General features: G+C 73.8%; 16 protein-coding genes. 9 read left to right on the forward strand and 7 right to left on the reverse strand.

Translation table 11 applies throughout. The features are described from left to right. Nucleotides 1–8: 8 nt before the first annotated feature. From EV562_RS06485 to EV562_RS06500, 4 genes are all read right to left on the reverse strand, one after another. Entirely contained in the window at nt 9–752 is a 744-nt protein-coding gene (locus tag EV562_RS06485) for an ATP-binding cassette domain-containing protein (protein ID WP_133885685.1), read from the reverse strand. Beyond that, nucleotides 749–1327, reverse strand: coding sequence for a hypothetical protein (locus EV562_RS06490; protein WP_133885686.1), 579 nt, complete (start codon nt 1325–1327; stop codon nt 749–751). Before EV562_RS06490 ends, EV562_RS06485 begins: the two co-directional genes overlap by 4 nt. Then, a complete protein-coding gene (locus EV562_RS06495; protein ID WP_133885687.1) occupies nt 1324–2439 on the reverse strand; it encodes a hypothetical protein in 1116 nt (371 codons plus the stop codon). Before EV562_RS06495 ends, EV562_RS06490 begins: the two co-directional genes overlap by 4 nt. A gap of 235 nt (nt 2440–2674) precedes the next feature. Then, nucleotides 2675–3097 carry a hypothetical protein gene (locus EV562_RS06500; protein WP_133885688.1) on the reverse strand — a complete coding sequence of 141 codons (423 nt, stop codon included), beginning with the start codon at nt 3095–3097 and terminating at the stop codon, nt 2675–2677. A gap of 443 nt (nt 3098–3540) precedes the next feature. Here EV562_RS06500 and EV562_RS06505 point away from each other — a divergent pair, with 443 nt between their 5' ends. The 3 genes from EV562_RS06505 (at nt 3541) to EV562_RS06515 (ending at nt 6338) form a co-directional block, all read left to right on the forward strand. Further along, nucleotides 3541–3840, forward strand: coding sequence for a hypothetical protein (locus EV562_RS06505; protein WP_133885689.1), 300 nt, complete (start codon nt 3541–3543; stop codon nt 3838–3840). A 9-nt stretch (nt 3841–3849) separates the two neighbouring features. Next, entirely contained in the window at nt 3850–5958 is a 2109-nt protein-coding gene (gene malQ, locus EV562_RS06510; RefSeq protein ID WP_133885690.1) for a 4-alpha-glucanotransferase, read from the forward strand. Between the two features lie 86 nt (nt 5959–6044). Beyond that, nucleotides 6045–6338, forward strand: a complete 294-nt coding sequence (locus EV562_RS06515; protein WP_133885691.1) for a hypothetical protein — start codon at nt 6045–6047, stop codon at nt 6336–6338. Between the two features lie 115 nt (nt 6339–6453). On the opposite strand, the gene EV562_RS06520 is transcribed toward EV562_RS06515, so the two are convergent. After that, complete coding sequence (locus tag EV562_RS06520; protein ID WP_133885692.1) at nt 6454–6954, reverse strand: MarR family transcriptional regulator; 501 nt, start codon at nt 6952–6954, stop codon at nt 6454–6456. A gap of 122 nt (nt 6955–7076) precedes the next feature. On the opposite strand from EV562_RS06520, the gene EV562_RS06525 reads away from it, so the two are divergent. Genes EV562_RS06525 through EV562_RS06535 form a run of 3 tightly spaced genes read left to right on the forward strand, consistent with a single transcriptional unit; the run spans nt 7077 to nt 10010 of the window. Further along, nucleotides 7077–8060, forward strand: coding sequence for an EamA family transporter (locus tag EV562_RS06525; RefSeq protein ID WP_133885693.1), 984 nt, complete (start codon nt 7077–7079; stop codon nt 8058–8060). A gap of 33 nt (nt 8061–8093) precedes the next feature. Continuing rightward, complete coding sequence (locus EV562_RS06530) at nt 8094–9068, forward strand: DMT family transporter (protein WP_133885694.1); 975 nt, start codon at nt 8094–8096, stop codon at nt 9066–9068. Between the two features lie 9 nt (nt 9069–9077). Next, the gene (locus EV562_RS06535; protein ID WP_133885695.1) at nt 9078–10010 is read left to right on the forward strand and encodes a LysR family transcriptional regulator; all 933 of its coding nucleotides are present in this window, start codon (nt 9078–9080) and stop codon (nt 10008–10010) included. 206 nt (nt 10011–10216) lie between these two features. On the opposite strand, the gene pepN is transcribed toward EV562_RS06535, so the two are convergent. Then, nucleotides 10217–12790 carry an aminopeptidase N gene (pepN, locus tag EV562_RS06540; RefSeq protein ID WP_133885696.1) on the reverse strand — a complete coding sequence of 858 codons (2574 nt, stop codon included), beginning with the start codon at nt 12788–12790 and terminating at the stop codon, nt 10217–10219. Nucleotides 12791–12902: 112 nt separating this feature from the next. Here pepN and EV562_RS06545 point away from each other — a divergent pair, with 112 nt between their 5' ends. Beyond that, the gene (locus EV562_RS06545; RefSeq protein ID WP_133885697.1) at nt 12903–13379 is read left to right on the forward strand and encodes a DUF1203 domain-containing protein; all 477 of its coding nucleotides are present in this window, start codon (nt 12903–12905) and stop codon (nt 13377–13379) included. A gap of 186 nt (nt 13380–13565) precedes the next feature. Here the strand turns inward: EV562_RS06545 and EV562_RS06550 are convergent, their stop codons facing one another. Further along, nucleotides 13566–14585, reverse strand: coding sequence for an aspartate-semialdehyde dehydrogenase (locus tag EV562_RS06550; RefSeq protein WP_133885698.1), 1020 nt, complete (start codon nt 14583–14585; stop codon nt 13566–13568). 349 nt (nt 14586–14934) lie between these two features. On the opposite strand from EV562_RS06550, the gene EV562_RS06555 reads away from it, so the two are divergent. Together EV562_RS06555 and EV562_RS06560 are read left to right on the forward strand one after the other, a co-directional pair. Further along, a complete protein-coding gene (locus EV562_RS06555) occupies nt 14935–15471 on the forward strand; it encodes a sigma-70 family RNA polymerase sigma factor (RefSeq protein ID WP_133885699.1) in 537 nt (178 codons plus the stop codon). A 1-nt stretch (nt 15472) separates the two neighbouring features. Continuing rightward, entirely contained in the window at nt 15473–16228 is a 756-nt protein-coding gene (locus tag EV562_RS06560; RefSeq protein WP_133885700.1) for a hypothetical protein, read from the forward strand. Nucleotides 16229–16238: the final 10 nt, after the last annotated feature.

Consider the following 16238-nt stretch of genomic DNA (forward strand, 5'->3'; position numbering starts at 1 on the left):
TTCGCACGTCAGGCGGCCACCCCGCGGTCCCGCAGCAGCGCGGTGTACGCCGCCTCGGCCGCGCGCCCTTCCACGGTCCCCGGCGGGGTGTGCGTCAGGAAGCTGTCGGTGTTCCCGTGGTGCAGGACGCTGCCGCCGTACATGACCGTCACGTGGTCGGCCTCCTCGGCGAGGTCCGCCACGTCGTGGGTGGACAGCAGGACGCGCACGTCGTCGGTGAGCGTGCGCAGGATGTCCCGGAAGACCCGGCGCTGGTAGGGGTCCATACCGGCGGTGGGCTCGTCGAGGAGCAGGACCCGCGCGTTGTGCACCAGGGCGCCCGCGACACCGACCCGCCGCAGCTGACCGCCGGAGAGCCGGCTCGTGCGGGTGCCCGCCTGGTCGGCCAGGTTCACCCGGCCGAGCGCCCGGCGGGCCTGCTGCCAGGCCTCGGCGCGGTTCATGCCCTTGAGCCAGCCGATGTAGGCGACGTACTCGCGCGCGGTCAGGGTGGGCATGGGCACGATGTCCTGCGGCATCCACGCCACCGCCTGCCGGTAGGAGGAGGTGCCGGCCGGACCACCGTCCAGCGTCACCCTTCCCCGCTGCGGCCGGTTCACCGACGCCGCCAGCTTCAGCAGGGTGGACTTGCCGGCGCCGTTGGGGCCGAGCAGGACGGTGAGGCCGTCCGGCAGGGCGTACGAGAAGTCCCGCAGCACGGGCTGCTTCCAGCGCCGGTAGCCGTAGGTGCAGTTGCTGAGTTCGAGTGTCACGCTGTCTTCCTCGACGAACGGATCTGGGCGGCTAGGCCGATGGCGAGCACGAGCACGGAGGCGCCCGCCGCGAACAGGTTGTCCGCGGGGAGCGCCACGACGGTCCACAGGTACGGGACGTTCCCGCGGAACCCGACGACCACGACGGTGACCAGCCACCCCACCGGGATCATCACCGCGGACTGGCCGGTCCACGCCCGCCCGAGCAGCATCAGCCCGGTCAGGAAGACCGCGTTGCGCCCGCCGGCCACGGCCCCGCTGCCGCCCTCGGCGACGGCCACCAGGACGCTGCACAGCACCGCGGCGCCGACGACCGCGAGCACGAGCAGGTTGTCGAGCCGGGTCAGCGAGCGCACCCCGGAGACCTCCGCCGCGGGCAACCGGGACTCGAGCGCCGCCATCAGACAGGCGAACAGGGGTACGGGGACGAACATCGACAGCGCCACCCGGGGGGCGCCGGTGATGGAGGGCAGCAGCACCGTGGTGCCCTGCACCGCGTAGAGCGCGGCGGCGAAGACCAGGAGCGCGAGGGGGAGCAGCTGGTGTCCCCGGCGGGCCCTGAACCACCACCTCACGAGGTCTTCGCCTGACAGCTGTCGAGCATCCGCCCGATCCACCGGGACTGTTCCGCCGCCGGCTTCGCCAGCACCTCGTCGACCTCGGTCCGCACCTGCTTCTCCAGCTCCGTCGCCAGGGGGTCCCGGCCCTCCTGCTCCCGCCGCGCGCGGTACGCGTCCTCCTGGTCCGTCCTGACGGCCGCCCACAGCCAGGCCGCGTGCGCGTCCCGCGCGGGGACCTGCTCGCAGCGGAAGTGCAGGGAGCGTATGACGACGCGGTACGTGGCGTCGCCGCTGCCCACCGAACCGGCGAGGATCATGCGCCACTCGGTGTCCGTGGACGGCCTGTGCAGGCGCCCGTCGGCGTAGCTGTCGGTGATCAGCGCCGGCCTCGCCTCGGTCGCTCCGGCCTCGCGCAGCACGGCCAGTGCCTTCGCGGTCTCGCGCTGGACCTGCGGCAGGCCCCGCGCGTCGAACTCGGGGACGCACATGCGGGGCGCCTGGCCGGCGCAGGCCATCGCGACGTTCCCACTGGTCAGCGGCGGTGTGGCCGACCATCCCGACGCGGTGCGGTAGGCGCCGAGGGCACCGGTCACGGCGAGCGCGGTGGCGACGACGGCCCGCACGGTCCGCGGGCCGAACGGCAGCCAGAGCACCAGCAGACCCACGGCGACGCCCCCGGCCAGCAGCACCGGCACCGCCGCCGTGACCAGGTCCGGCACCTCGCCGTAGCCGACGCTCCCGAACTGACCGGAGACGTGGCGGGGCCAGTACGGCAGCACGGCACGGGTGAAGGCGACGGTGATCCAGTCGGCCACGGCCACGATCGGGGTGGCGATGACGCGGGGCACCCAGCAGCCGACGGCGAACCCGAGGACGGCGTGCGCGACGCACAGCACCAGTCCGGCGAGCGGCAGCCGCAGCCCGTCGAGCGTGGGCAGCGTCGCCGAGCGCGCCAGCGACACCGCCGCGGGCAGGAGCAGCACCAGCCAGGACAGCACGATCACCGGGGCGACGGCGTTGAAAGCGATGCGGTATCTCGAACGCGCCGGCGCCAGCGCCAGAACACGGGCGTTCCGCAGGCGTCCGCTTTCCCAGCAGGACAATGCGGCGGCCGTCGCGTAGGCCAACGCATAAAGCGTTTTCAGGGGCTCTGCGACAATGCTCGGCGCGTAATTGTGGTAGCTGGAAAGGGGGGCCGTCTCGCCCACCAGATAATAAAGAAGAGTAAGGGCCAGGACGATCGGCCCGGCCCATCGGACGCTACCGCTGCGCAAGCTGGTGCTGAATTTCATGGTTTCTCACTGACCACGTTTCGGGCCGGGGCGGGGGCGCCCCGGACGGGGCGCCCCTTTCGAGCTGGGATCAGCCGTCGGCCTTGGTGGTGTCGACGGTGACGCTGCGCACGCTCAGCTGCGGGCCGAAGGTGGAGCCGCCGATCTTCATGATCTTGAAGTAGTAGTTCCGCTTGCCGGACGGCAGGTCGGTCCACTCTCCGTTGCTGGTCCCGCCGTTGAAGCAGGCGGTGAACGTCTTGTTGTCGTAGGACTCGTCCGGCTGGAGCGAGATGTCGTTCCATATCTGCACGTCGGTGCTCTTCGAGCCGTCCGTGGTGCAACCGGTGAACTGCACCTGCGAGTACAGCTCGTCCGACCAGCGGCGGGACTCGAAGGACGCGCTGGCGGCCGTGATCGAGCTGCTCCAGTTGGCCTCGGCGATCGGGGCCAGGGCGAGCGTGATCACGGCGGCCGAACCGGTCACCAAAGAAATACGGGCACTGCGCTTCATGATAACTATCCTCCCCTTTGGGGAATGGGCAGGTATGTGTGAAGCGAAATGCATGGTGTTCCCCCCACCCCCCGTGAGCGCGGGGGCTGTTGCCCCGGCGAGTGGAATCTAGCGCAGCGGTTACCGGCCGGGCAACTTCGAATTTCCTGCCGATGATTGGCTGCGGTTCGGTCCGCATGGATCGCCTTGGGCGTTTTTTTGCCGGAGTGGATTTCGTGAAGGTCAGGGAATGTTCCGTTTGCCCCCGTGAAATGTTCCGTTTGGCGCCTGCTCGCCCGAAAGTTCACCTGTGGTTCGCCCGTTCGGGTGAGCGGTGGGCGAGGAACGGCCGCCCGGGCGACAATGTGACGAGGCGCACGTTGTCGGCCGTTCCATGTCTGCGTCGGCCCCGACTGGGTAGGGCTGCCATAACCCGACAACCGTCGCAACAAAAGGAGACTCCCGTGGCTGCACTCCTCCTGCTCCCGGCCCCTTCCAAACCCGTGGCGGAGCCGTCCACCCCCTGGTCAGAGCCCTCCGCCGCCTCCGAGACCCCGCACTACTGCGTCTTCGGCGCCACCGGCAGCTGTGCCGAGACCCCGCTGACCAGCGAACCGCCGCTGCCCGACGCCGAGCCCCTCACCAGCGAGTCGCCGTTCGCCGACGCCGTACCGCTGACCAGCGAGTCCTCGCCCGAACTCACGGCCGACGTGCCGGAGCAGGGCGGCCCCTCCTTCGCCGTCCCGGAATCCACGAGGTCGTAGAGGAAGCAGATGCCCGCAGACCGGTCGGCCGAGCCCCCCGCCGAAGACCTTCCCGAGGATCTGACCAGGCTCGCCGCCCTGCACGGCGTCGCCACCTCCTACCGCCCCTCCCCGGACCGCACCGTTCCGGCCTCGGCCGCCGCCGTCACCCTCGCGCTGGCCGCGCTCGGCGTGGACGCGAGCACCCCCGCGGCCGTCCGGACCGCCCTCACCGCCCGCGAGGACGAGCTGCGCGCGCGCCTGCTGCCGCCCACCGTGGTGAGGTGGGAAGGCGGTGCCACCCCGGCCGCGCTGGCCGCACTCCCGCCGGGCACCCGGCTGCGCGTGGACACCGAGCAGGGCGAGCGCCTCGACGGAGCCGGACCGCTCCCGCCGGGCGTCCACCGGCTGACCGCCACCGCGCCCGACGGCCGGAGCGCCGAGGCTCACCTCATCGTCGCGCCGGCCCGGCTGCCCGACCCGGGCGTCCGCGCCCACGGCCTCCTCGTCCAGCTCTACTCCCTGCTGTCCCGCCGCTCCTGGGGCATGGGCGACCTCGGCGACCTCGGCGAGCTGGCCGCCTGGGCCGGTCGGTCCCTCGGCGCCGGATTCGTGCAGGTCAACCCGTTGCACGCGGCGGTGCCCGGCGCGCCCACCGACCCCTCCCCCTACCGGCCCTCCTCGCGGCGCTTCCCCGACCCCGTGCACCTGCGGATCGAGGACGTGCCCGAGTACGCGTACGTCACCGACCCCGAGCGGGCCCGGGCCCTGCGGGAGCGGGCCGCGCGTCTGCGCGCGGGCGTGCTGGAGGAGGGCGCCCTCATCGACCGGGACGCGGTGTGGGAGCTGAAGCGCGACGCCCTCGAACTGCTCCACGAGGTCCCGCTCGGCCCCGGCCGCCGCGCCGCCTACTGCGACTACCTCGCCGAACAGGGCACCGCGCTGGAGGACCACGCGACTTGGTGCGCCCTCGCCGAGGTCCACGGCCCCGACTGGCACTTGTGGCCCGAGGGGCTGCGCGACCCGCGCTCGGCCGACACCGACCGCGCCCGCACCGAGCTGATGGACCGTGTCGACTTCCACGCGCGCATCACCTGGCTCACCGACACCCAGCTGACCGCCGCGCAGCGCACCGCCCGCGAGGCGGGCATGCCGGTGGGGCTCGTCCACGACCTGGCCGTCGGCGTGCACCCGCGCGGCGCCGACTCCTGGGCCCAGCAGCAGTACTACGCCGCCGGGATGTCGGTGGGCGCACCGCCGGACGCCTTCAACGCCCTCGGTCAGGACTGGGGCCTGCCGCCCTGGCGCCCCGACCGCCTGGCGGAGTGCGGGTACGCGCCGTTCCGGGGGCTGCTGCGCGGCCTCTTCCGCTACGCCGGAGCCCTGCGCGTGGACCACGTCATGGGTCTGTTCCGGCTCTGGTGGGTCCCCGAGGGGCGCCCGCCCACCGAGGGCACCTACGTCCACTACGACGCCGAGGCGATGCTCGCCGTCCTCGTCCTGGAGGCCGGACGGGCCGGAGCCGTCGTGATCGGCGAGGACCTGGGCACCGTGGAGCCCGGCGTGCGCGAGGCGCTGCGCGAGCGCGGCGTGCTGGGCACGTCGGTGCTGTGGTTCGAGCGGGACTGGACCGGCGACGGCGGTCCCCTGCCGCCCGAGCGGTGGCGCGCCGACTGCCTGGCCACCGCCACCACCCACGACCTGCCGTCCACCGCCGCCCGTCTCACCGGCGAACACGTCGAACTCCGCCACCGGCTCGGCCTGCTGACCCGCCCGCTGGAGGAGGAACGCGCCGAGGCGTCGGCGGACACCGCCGAGTGGCTGGAGGTCCTGGCCCGGCTCGGGTTGCTGCACGCCACCGGCGGGGACACCGGAACCCCGGCCGAGGAGGCGGAGATCCAGGCCGTGCACCGCTTCCTGCTGCGCACCCCCGCCCGGATGGTCGGCATCTGGCTCCCCGACGCCGTCGGTGACCGCCGCCCGCAGAACCTGCCCGGCACCTGGGACCAGTACCCGAACTGGCGACTGCCCGTCGCCGACGCCGAGGGGCGCCCGGTGACGCTGGAGGACCTGGCCGCCTCGCCGCGCCTGCACGCCCTGATCGACGTCGTACGGGAGCGCGGCGGCCGGGACGGCTGAGCGGCGCGGCCGGGCCGCGCGCCCGCGGGGCCCCGTACGGGCACCCCGGGCGCGCGGTCACCGGGACCGTTCGCTAACTTGGCACCGTGGACAAGAAGAACGCCCTGCGCGCCGGCGCCCTGGCAGCCGGTACGACGCTGATGATGCTGCTCATGTCGTCCCCCGCGCTCGCGCTGACCCGCGACGACGGCGACGACCCCGGCACCGGCCTGAGCGTCGTCGAGACGCTGGGCCTCTACGTCCTGGCCCCGATCGCGCTGTTCGCGATCATCGCGGGCCTGGTCATGGTCCTGGACCGGTCCCACCCGGACCACCGGGTGTCGACCCCCGGCTCGAAGCCGAAGGCCAAGGCCAAGGCCGAGGTCGGCGCGAAGGCCTGACCTCCCGCCCGGCCGTCCCCCCCAGCTCCACCGAGGGCGCCGCCCCCGCCGCACGTACGCGCATCCGCCGTACGTGGACGGGGACGGCGCCCTCCGGCGTCGGTGCGGGCCGGCGCTACTGCTCCGTGCCGGCCAGGAGGTCCCGCAGCAGGTCGGCGAGCTGACCGGCCCGCTCCGGGTCGAGCGAGGCCAGTGCCTCGGTCTGGGCGTCGAGTCCCGCGCCGACCGCCTCGTCGATCAGCTCCAGCCCGCGCTCGGTGAGGGTGACCTGGAGTCCCCGGCGGTCGTGCGGGTCGGGGGAGCGGCGCACCAGGCCCGCCCGCTCCAGCTTGTCCAGCCGGCCCGTCATGCCGCCGGTGGTGAGCATCAGCGTGGCCGAGAGCTGCCGCGGGGAGAGCGTGTACGGCTCGCCGGACCGGCGCAGGGTGGCCAGGGCGTCGAACTCACCGCGCGAGATGCCGAAGCGCGCGTACGCCTGCTCCATCCGGTCACCCATCGCCCGCGCCAGCCGGAAGACCCGGCCGAACACCTCCATGGCCGCGGTGTCCAGGTCGGGCCGGACCGCCGCCCACTGGTCGATGATCGCGTCGACGGGGTCCCTGCGGGGTTCAGTCATGGGACGAGTATCGGAGCAATTCCACTCGGCCGCAAGAAAGTAGCTTGACGGAAACTTGCTTAGCAGTAAGCTACTTATTGCTGAGCTTCTGCTGGGCTTCTCCCGACCCCGAAGGGTGCCCCATGGCCGCCACCCGTCCCACCGTCATCGCGCTCACCGCCCTCGCCCCCGTCTCCTGGGGCACCACCTACGCCGTGACCACCGAGTTCCTGCCGGCCGACCGGCCCCTGTTCACCGGGCTGATGCGTGCCCTGCCCGCCGGACTGCTGCTGCTCGCCCTCGCCCGGGTGCTGCCGCGCGGTGTCTGGTGGGGGAAGGCGGCGGTGCTGGGCGCGCTGAACATCGGCGCCTTCTTCCCGTTGCTGTTCCTCTCCGCCTACCGGATGCCCGGCGGGATGGCCGCCGTCGTCGGCTCGATCGGCCCGCTTCTCGTCGTCGCCCTCTCGGCCCTGCTGCTCGGGCAGCGGCCCACCACCCGGTCCGTGCTCACCGGGGTCGCCGCCGCGTTCGGCGTCAGCCTGGTGGTGCTGGAGGCGGCCGGCGGACTGGACGCGATCGGCGTGCTCGCGGCCGTCGCCGCCACCGCGTCCATGTCCCTGGGCACCGTGCTCACCAAGCGCTGGGGCCGCCCCGACGGCGTCGGCCCGCTCGCCCTCACCGCCTGGCAGCTGACCGCGGGCGGCCTGCTCCTCGCTCCGCTCGCCCTCCTCGTCGAGGGGGCCCCGCCCGCCCTGGACGGTCCGGCGGTCGGCGGCTACCTCTACCTGGCGCTGGCCAACACGGCACTGGCGTACTGGCTCTGGTTCCGCGGCATCGGCCGGCTCTCCGCCACCCAGGTCACCTTCCTCGGTCCGCTCTCGCCGCTGACCGCCGCCGTGATCGGCTGGGCGGTGCTGGGGGAGGCGCTCGGCCCGGTGCAGCTGGCGGGGATGGCGCTGGCGTTCGGGGCGACCCTCGCGGGGCAGGTGGCGGTGCGCACGCGGGTGGTCGCGGTGGCCCCGGCCGCGCGGGCGGACGGTCGCCGTGGGGCCGTACCTTTCAGTTCCGCTTCACAGAACGGTCGTAAAGATTCGATGGACCTGACGGGTCAGGCACTGCGACGGTAGGCACGCCGAGCCTCCGACCAGGAAAGGACCTTCGTGGCCACCGCCGCCCGACGCACCGCCGCCCGCTCCGCCGAAGCCTCCGCGCCCTCTCCCGCGCCGTCGACCGCGCCCGCCACCGTGCCGCCCGTCACCGCGCGGCCCACGGCGCCCGTCGCCGCCGGACTCGCGCTCGCCGTTCTCGCCACCCTCGTCTGGTCCGGCAGCTTCGTCACCTCGCGGGCCCTCGGGGACAGCGTGCCGCCCGTCCAGCACGCGTTCTGGCGCTGGGTGGTGGCCCTCGCCGTCGTCGCCCCCTTCGGGGCCCGGCGGGCCTGGCGGCAGCGCGCGCTGATCCGGCGCCACCTCGGCTTCGTGGTCCTCGCCTCCCTGCTCGGCGTGACCGTCTACAACACCCTGGTCAACCAGGCCGGCGTCACCACACCCGCCGCCAACATGGGCATGATCATGGCGGCGTCACCGGTGCTGATGGCCCTCTGGGAACGGGCGGGCGGCGTCCGGCTCGGCGCCCGCCGGATCGCCGGGCTGGTCGTCGCCTGCGCGGGCGTCCTGCTGCTCGTCGGCGGGGACGGGGCGGACTTCTCGGCCGGTGACCTGTGGATGATCGCCGCCGCCTGCTGCTTCGGGTCGTACAGCGCCCTGCTGCGGCGCAGGCCCGAGGGGCTGGACGGGGCCGGCTTCCTCTTCACCACGTTCCTGTTCGGCACGGTCCTGCTGCTCCCCGCCCAGGGCGTCAGCCTCGCCGTCCAGGGCGGTTTCCACCCGACGCCGGGCACCGTCTGGCCGCTGCTGTACGTCGGCGTCGCCTCCTCCGCCGTCGCCTTCTTCGCCTGGAACAAGGCGATCTCCCTGATCGGCCCGTCCCGCGCCGGAGTCGTCTACTACCTCCAGCCGGTGTGCGTCGCCCTCCTGTCCTGGGCCCTGCTCGCCGAACCGACCGGCTGGACGCAGGCGGGCTGCATGGCGCTGATCCTCGCGGGCGTCGTCCTCGGCGCGGGCGCCCGCGGGTAGGTTGCCGCCATGGCCGACTGGGACATCCGCAAGCTGCGGATCCTGCGCACGCTGCGGGAGAGGGGCACGGTGACCGCGACGGCCGAGGCGCTGCACATGACGCCGTCCGCCGTGTCCCAGCAGCTGACCAACCTCTCCAGACAGCTCGGCGTGGAGCTGCTGCGGGCGCAGGGCAGACGGGTCCGGCTGACGGACGCGGCCCGGCTGGTGCTGCGGCACGCGGAGCCGGTGTTCGAGCAACTGGAGCGCGCCGACGCCGAGCTGGCGGCCCACGTGCGGGGCGAGGCGGGCGAGGTCAGGGTAGGCGCCTTCTCCACCGCCGTGCCCGCCCTCGTCGTCCCGGCCGTCATCGCCCTGCGCGCCACGCACCCCGGGATCACGGTGCGGGTGCGGGAGGCCGAGGCGCAGGAGGCGTACGAGCTGCTGGCCGCCGGGGACGTCGACCTCGCGCTGTCGCTGGCCGCGCAGGCACCGAGCGCCGTCGACGCGCGCTTCACCCGCGTCCCGCTGCTCGCCGACCCGCTGGACGTCGCCCTCCCCTGCGGCCATCCGCTGGCCCGCGCGGAGCCGCTGCGGCTGGCCGACCTTGCCGCCGAAGCGTGGATCTTCGGCGGCAGCGGACCCTGGTCCGACATCACCCGCGGAGCCTGCGAGGCCGCCGGGTTCCGGCCGCACCAGGGGCACGCGGCGGCCGGCTGGCCCGCGATCCTCGCCATGGTCGAGGCGGGCATGGGCGTCGCCCTGGTGCCGCGCATGGCGGCCGTGCCCCGGGCCGGGGTGGTGATGCGCGAACTGCGCGCCGACCGCCCCGTCCGGCACGTCGTGGCGGCCGTGCGCAGGGGCGCGGAGGAGGGCACCGCGGTGGCCAGGGTGCTGGACGCGCTGCGCGGATCCGCCGCACCCCGCTCCGACGGACCACAGACCCCGCCGGGCGCCGGGTAGCGCTCGAGACCCCGCCGGGCGCCGGGTAGCGCTCGGCAGACGGCCGCCCCCCCTGCTGCGGGAGCGGCCGGCCGGGCGGCGCGGATCGCGCGTGCGGCGGGCCCGGACGGGGCTCGGCCCCCCCGGGCCGGCGCGACGGCCCGCCGCACCGGGACGAGCGAGGGGCGCCCGGCGCGACGCCGGACGCCCCTCGGTGTGCGTACCGCCTACTCGGCCGCCGCCGCGTCGGCCGCCTGGGCCTTCAGGGCGCGCTCCACGCCCGCGCGGGACTCCGAGACCAGCCGGCGCAGGGCCGCGTTCGGACCGGCGGAGGCCAGCCACGCGTCCGTGCGCTCCAGGGTCTCCTGGGACACCTGCACCGCCGGGTACAGGCCGACCGCGATCTGCTGGGCCATCTCGTGCGAACGGGACTCCCAGACGCCCTCAAGCGCCTCGAAGTACCGCTCCGTGTACCCCGCCAGCAGCTCGCGCTGGTCGGTCTGCACGAAGCCGGCGATGACCGCCTCCTGGACGGCGTTGGGCAGCTTGTCGGACTCCACGACCGACTCCCATGCCTCCGCCTTGGCCGCCTCGGTCGGGCGGGCGGCCCGCGCGGTGGCCGCGTGGCGCTCACCGGCGGCGGTCCTGTCCCGCTCGTACTCGGCGGCGATCTCCGAACCGCCGAACCGGCCCACGGCCGCGAGACGCTGCACGAACGCCCAGCGCAGCTCGGTGTCGACGGCCAGGCCCTCGATCGTCTGCCTGCCGTCGAGCAGGGCGTCGAGCAGGTCCAGCTGCTCCGGCGTCCTGGCCGTCGCCGCGAACGCCCGCGCCCACGCGAGCTGGTGGTCGCTGCCCGCCTCGGCGGCCCGCAGGTGGGCCAGCGTGGCCTCGGTCCAGCGGGTGAGCAGCGTCTCGCGGGCGGTGGGGGCGGCGTACTGGTCGATGGCCAGCTTCACCTGGCGGTGCAGCGACTGCACGACACCGATGTCGGACTCCTTGCCGACGCCGGACAGCACCAGCGACAGGTAGTCGCGGGTCGCCAGCTCGCCGTCGCGGGTCATGTCCCACGCCGACGCCCAGCACAGGGCGCGCGGCAGCGACTCGGTGAAGTCGCCCAGGTGCTCGGTGACCACCGCGAGGGACTGCTCGTCCAGGCGGACCTTCGCGTACGACAGGTCGTCGTCGTTCAGGAGCAGCACCGCCGGGCGGGCCTTGCCGACCAGCGCCGGTACGGCCGTCAGCTCGCCGTCCACGTCCAGCTCGACGCGGTCCCCGCGCACCAGCTTGCCGTCGCCGTCGAGGTCGTAGGCGCCGATCGCGATCCGGTGCGGGCGCAGGGTCGGCTCGCCCTTGGCACCGGCCGGGAGCGCCGGGGCCTCCTGGCGGATCGCGAAGGACGTGACGACACCGTTCGCGTCCGTCTCGATCTCCGGGCGCAGCACGTTGATGCCGGCCGTCTCCAGCCACGCCTTCGACCAGGTCTTCAGGTCGCGCCCCGAGGTCTCCTCCAGCGCGCCCAGCAGGTCGGACAGCCGGGTGTTGCCGAAGGCGTGGCGCTTGAAGTACGCCTGCACGCCCCGGAAGAACGCGTCCTCACCGACGTAGGCGACGAGCTGCTTGAGCACGCTGGCGCCCTTGGCGTACGTGATGCCGTCGAAGTTGACGAGCACGTCGTCCAGGTCGCTGATGTCCGCCATGATCGGGTGCGTGGACGGCAGCTGGTCCTGCCGGTACGCCCAGGTCTTCATCTGGTTGGCGAACGTCGTCCACGAGTGCGGCCACTTCGAGCCGGGCGCGTCGGCCTGGCAGGCGGCCTCGGCGTAGGTGGCGAACGACTCGTTGAGCCACAGGTCGTTCCACCACTCCATGGTGACCAGGTCGCCGAACCACATGTGCGCCAGCTCGTGCAGGATCGTCGCCGCCCGCGCCTCGTACGCGGCGTCGGTCACCTTGGAGCGGAACACGTACTGGTCGCGGATGGTCACCGCGCCCGCGTTCTCCATCGCGCCCGCGTTGAACTCCGGCACGAAGAGCTGGTCGTACTTCTTGAAGGGGTACGGGTAGTCGAACTTCCCCTGGAACCAGTCGAAGCCCTGCCGGGTCACCTCGAAGATCGCGTCCGAGTCGAGGTGCTCGGCCAGCGAGGGACGGCAGTAGATGCCGAGCGGCACCGACTGGCCGTCCTTCTCGTACACGCTGTGCACCGAGTGGTACGGGCCGACGATCAGCGCCGTGATGTACGACGAGATGCGCGGGGTCGGCTCGAAGACCCAGACGTTCTCCTGGGGCTCCGGGGTCGGCGAGTTGGAGACGACCGTCCAGCCCTCGGGGGCCCGCACGGTGAACTGGAACGTCGCCTTCAGGTCCGGCTGCTCGAAGCTCGCGAAGACGCGGCGCGCGTCCGGCACCTCGAACTGGGTGTAGAGGTAGGCCTGGTCGTCGACCGGGTCGACGAACCGGTGCAGGCCCTCACCGGTGTTGGTGTACGCGCAGTCGGCGACCACCCGCAGGACGTTGCGCCCCGGCAGCAGCTCCGCGAGGGCGATGCGGGAGTCCCGGAAGACCTCGGCGGGATCGAGGGAGTCGCCGTTCAGCGTCACCTCGTGGACCGTCGGCGCCACCAGGTCGATGAAGGACGCGCCGCCGCCCTCGGCGACGTCGAAGCGCACCGTGGTCGCGGACCGGTAGGTGCCGCCCTCCTGCGCGCCGGTGAGGTCGAGATCGATCTCGTACGAGTCAACGGTCAGCAGCGTCGCCCGCTGCCGCGCCTCTTCGCGAGTCAGGTTTGTGCCAGGCACGCGGTCATCTCCTCGTTATGTGTGGGTTGCGTCATCCTTCCACGTGATCCGCGCCGGGCGCGATGTCCGTTTCCCGCCGGTGCCCGGCTTCCGCGCGCGCGAGCCTGGGGCCATGAACGGCTACACCGCACACCCCATCCCCGCGGCCACCCTCCGGGAACTGCGCCTCGCCGACGACGCGGGCCGCACCCCCGCACCCGTGACCGACGACGAGGGCGGCGCGCCCCTGCGCTGCTGCCTGCGCCACAGCCGGGCCGGCGAGAGGATCACGCTGGTCTCCTACGCCCCGCTGCGCCGCTGGGCGGCGAGGACGGGCGCCGACCCGGGCGCCTACGACGAACAGGGCCCGGTCTTCGTGCACGCCGAGGAGTGCCCGGGGCCGGACACGGACCGCCTCCCCTTCACCGGCTCGCACCGCATCGTGCGCCGCTACTCCGCCGACGGGCACATCCTGGGCGGGCGGCTGATCGGGGACCCCGGCGCCTTCCCGTACGCCCTTCGGGAAGCACTCGGCGACCCGGCGGTGGCGTTCGTGCACGTCCGGGCCGTCGAGTACGGCTGCTTCCTCTACGAGGTGCGCCGGGACTGATCCGGTCCGCCTCAGCCGTCCGCCCCGACCCGCCGACGGCCGATCGTCACACGACCGGAACGACCGGAACGACCGGAACGACCGGCACGGCCGCCGGGGCGGACGGTCGTCCTCCGCGACGAGGGGGCGCGCACGAAGAAGGGCGGCCACCCCTGCCGGGTGACCGCCCTGAGGAAGCGCGCCGTCCTAGGGGGCGGTCAGCTCCGCCGCCACCAGCTCCGCGATCTGCACCGCGTTCAGGGCCGCGCCCTTGCGCAGGTTGTCGTTGGAGACGAACAGGGCGAGGCCGTTGTCCACGGTCTCGTCCTGGCGGATGCGGCCCACGTACGACGGGTCCTGACCGGCCGCCTCCAGCGGCGTCGGGACCTCCGTGAGCGCGACGCCGGGGGCGCCGGCCAGCAGCTCCTTGGCGCGCGCCACGCTGATCGGGCGGGCGAAACGGGCGTTGATCTGCAGGGAGTGGCCGCTGAAGACGGGCACGCGCACGCAGGTGCCGGACACCTTCAGCTCCGGGATCTCCAGGATCTTGCGGGACTCGTTGCGGAGCTTCTGCTCCTCGTCCGTCTCGTGCAGACCGTCGTCGACGAGGGAACCGGCCATCGGCAGCACGTTGTACGCGATCGGCGCCACGTACTTCTCCGGCTTCGGGAACTCGACGGCCGAACCGTCGTGGGTCAGCTTGGGGGCGTCCGCGCCGACCTTCTGGACCTGCTCGAACAGCTCGTCCACGCCGGCCAGGCCGGAGCCCGACACCGCCTGGTAGGTGGCGACGACGAGAGCCTCCAGGCCCGCCTCCGCGTGCAGCGGGCGCAGCACCGGCATCGCGGCCATCGTGGTGCAGTTCGGGTTGGCGATGATGCCCTTCGGACGGTCGGCGACCGCGTGCGGGTTCACCTCGGAGACCACCAGCGGGACCTCGGGGTCACGGCGCCAGGCGGAGGAGTTGTCGATCACGACGGGGCCCTGCGAGGCGACCTTTTCGGCCAGTGCCTTGGAGGTGGCGCCGCCCGCCGAGAACAGCACGATGTCGAGGCCGGAGTAGTCGGCGGTGGCCGCGTCCTCCACCGTCACGCCGTCCAGCTCCTTGCCGGCGCTGCGCGCCGAGGCGAACAGGCGCAGCTCGGTGACCGGGAAGTTCCGCTCCGTGAGGATCCTGCGCATGACCGTGCCCACCTGACCGGTGGCTCCGACGATTCCGACCCTCACGGTGACTCCTTCTCCGTCTGTGCGCGTGTCTTCACGCGCGCTTTGCTCGGCCGAGACTTTTCCATCATGGGGCGAAGTCCGGCCCGCCTGTCCAATCCTTTGCGCGGTGTGCCCGCACTCCGGAACGCGGCTGCTCGGACAGTGGGTGTGGTCCTTGCGCACGAACCCCGGCTGAGCTGCAGAAATTCCGTCGCCCGGCCCGCGCGCCGCAAGCTGTGCTGTTCCGCCCCTGCCCATCCCTTCCCGCCCCATACGGCGATGTGACGTACGCCTCGCGCCGAGAGGAGGCCGCCCGGGCGAACGTTTCGGGCCGCTCGCGCGTCGTAGGGGAAACGTGCCCGGGGGAGGGGTGGCTTTGCTGCGCAGAAGGGCCCGCCGCGGCCAGGGGGACGACGTGCGCGACGACCCCCTGGACGCGGCACAGGAACGCCGGGTGCGGGCGGTGCTCGCGCTGGGCGGGGTGCCGCAGGCGGACCTGCCGGACGGGGTGCAGCAGGTCCGCCTGCGGCTGCTGGAGCGGACGGCCAGTGGCCGCGAGGCTCCGCGCGACGTGTCCGCGTGGGCGGCCGTGGTCGCCTCGAACCTGGCCATGGACTGGCACCGGGCCAGGCGCCGGCAGGACCGGCTCGGCGAGCGCCTGGCCGGGCTGCGCCAGACGGAGCACCCCGGCGACGAGGACAGCAGCGTCCTGTCCCTCGCCGTCGCCCAGGGCCTGGACGAGTTGCCGGACGCCCAGCGCCAGGTCCTCGTCCTGCGCTTCTACGCCGACCTGCCGGTGCGCGGCATCGCCGAGGAGCTGGGCATCCCCGAGGGCACGGTCAAGAGCAGGCTGCACACGGCGGTACGGGCCCTGCGCGCCCGCCTGCACGAGGACGAGGTGGTGTGAGATGGCCGCCGAACAGCACCCCGGTGGGTACGACGCGCTGATGGCGGCCGTGACGGGCGGGCCGCCGCCGCCCGACGCGGGCGCCGACGCCCGGGCCGCGTACCGGTCGGCGGCGGCCGACGTGGCGCTGCTGCGCGAGCAACTGCACCTGCTCGGCGACGCCCTGGGCGACGCCGTGCCGGAAGAGCGGGCTCCGGCTCCCGTCCGGGCTCCGGCACCGCGCCGCCGCCCCTTCCGCCTCGCCCCGGGCGTCCTGGCGGCGGCCTGCGCGGGGGTGGTCGTCGCGGGCCTCGGCTGGCTGGTGGTGCAGGGCGCGGGCGGTACGGCCCAGGACACGGCGGGCGGCAGCGCGGCCGACAAGGCCGTGACCCGCCCGCAGAGCCCGCCCGCGGGCGGGGAGGACGCCGGCGTCTTCGGCAGCCCCGGCTACCTCGCCTGCGCCCGTCTGGTCGCCGAGGGCACCGTGACCCGCGCCGAGCCGGTACCCGGCGCCGCCCGGCACCGGATCACGCTCCGGGTGACCCGGGCGTACGGGCCCGGTGCGAGCGCGGGGCCGGAGGGGAGCCCCGGGCCGACGGCGACGTTCGCCCTGGACGACGGCCTCGCCCGGCTCGTCCCCGGCGACCGGGTCCTGGTCGGCGTCCCGCGCGACCGTCCCACCGCCGACACGGTGATCACCGGCGACCGGGAGATCACCGCCGCCCGCGCCCGGCTCACCGCCTCCCCCGCCACGCCGCGCCCCCTCACCTGCGACTGACCGCACCGGA

The organism is Streptomyces sp. BK208 (assembly GCF_004364245.1).
In the GTDB taxonomy this organism is placed as follows: Bacteria; Actinomycetota; Actinomycetes; order Streptomycetales; family Streptomycetaceae; genus Streptomyces.

What these genes read in the sequence shown, in the direction of transcription:
- EV562_RS06500 (WP_133885688.1), bottom strand. Translation starts at nt 3,097, where the DNA reads ATGAAGCGCAGTGCCCGTATTTCTTTGGTGACCGGTTCGGCCGCCGTG.
- EV562_RS06525 (WP_133885693.1), top strand. Translation starts at nt 7,077, where the DNA reads ATGGCCGCCACCCGTCCCACCGTCATCGCGCTCACCGCCCTCGCCCCC.
- EV562_RS06545 (WP_133885697.1), top strand. Translation starts at nt 12,903, where the DNA reads ATGAACGGCTACACCGCACACCCCATCCCCGCGGCCACCCTCCGGGAA.
- malQ (WP_133885690.1), top strand. Translation starts at nt 3,850, where the DNA reads ATGCCCGCAGACCGGTCGGCCGAGCCCCCCGCCGAAGACCTTCCCGAG.
- EV562_RS06560 (WP_133885700.1), top strand. Translation starts at nt 15,473, where the DNA reads ATGGCCGCCGAACAGCACCCCGGTGGGTACGACGCGCTGATGGCGGCC.
- EV562_RS06520 (WP_133885692.1), bottom strand. Translation starts at nt 6,954, where the DNA reads ATGACTGAACCCCGCAGGGACCCCGTCGACGCGATCATCGACCAGTGG.
- EV562_RS06535 (WP_133885695.1), top strand. Translation starts at nt 9,078, where the DNA reads ATGGCCGACTGGGACATCCGCAAGCTGCGGATCCTGCGCACGCTGCGG.